This is a genomic window from Aerococcus sp. L_32 (genome assembly GCF_050689315.1).
In genome coordinates this window covers 1-681 of sequence record NZ_JBOEQF010000996.1, presented here as the reverse complement: position 1 = coordinate 681, position 681 = coordinate 1, and the positions used below count along the sequence as shown (strand labels likewise).

At 38.2% G+C, this 681-nt stretch carries 1 protein-coding gene and 1 pseudogene; both read right to left on the bottom strand.

Annotated features, from left to right (window positions below; genetic code table 11):
- Positions 1 to 348, bottom strand: a pseudogene (locus ACRCJ0_RS17820) (peptidase S41); the annotation flags it as partial.
- 58 nt (positions 349 to 406) lie between these two features.
- The gene (locus ACRCJ0_RS17815) at positions 407 to 640 is read right to left on the bottom strand and encodes a YozE family protein (RefSeq protein WP_016897095.1); all 234 of its coding nucleotides are present in this window, start codon (positions 638 to 640) and stop codon (positions 407 to 409) included.
- Positions 641 to 681: the final 41 nt, after the last annotated feature.

Genomic DNA, 681 nt, shown 5'->3' with positions numbered 1-681 from the left:
CACATCTTCTACGTAGTCTCCCACAATTGTAGAGAAGGCAGCTTGGATTTTTTGGATTTCACTGGTGGTTAGAGCCGTACCTGAGGACCCTGTAATAACACTTTGACCAGGTAAACGGCCAGTTAAGACGTAAGATGTCCCAACAAAAGTTCCCCCACCAACGATAAGGATGGTCAGGATATATACTAGCCAAGAAACCCCGCGTTTTTTAGGTTTTTGGTCATTACCCAGCTCATGTCCGTCTCGACCACTTGAATGGATTTCTTCCTCAGTAACTGCTATTTTATCTGATTCTTCATTGCTATTTTTATTATTTTCTTTATTTTTTAAATCTTCATTTTCTGACATATGATTCACTACTTTCTGATAGACATGTTGGTTTCAAATATTTACCCAATATTTCCTCCTACACTTGGTATTTATCGGCGTAGGATTGCCAAACTTCATCAAATGTCGATACGTAGTCAGAATAGCGCTGGTTTAATTCAATATAATTGCTAATTGTTTCAAAATCGCTAGCTGATTTCGGAAAATCGCCATCTAAAAAGACCAGCTCAGCAAACTGCGCCTGCTGGTCACTATCTAGTAAATCGGCATTTCTAAATATTTGTACATAATGATAAAAGGACTGCGTAATCATCACTCTTTCTTATTGTTGACTATATTACTGGTTACCTTCCG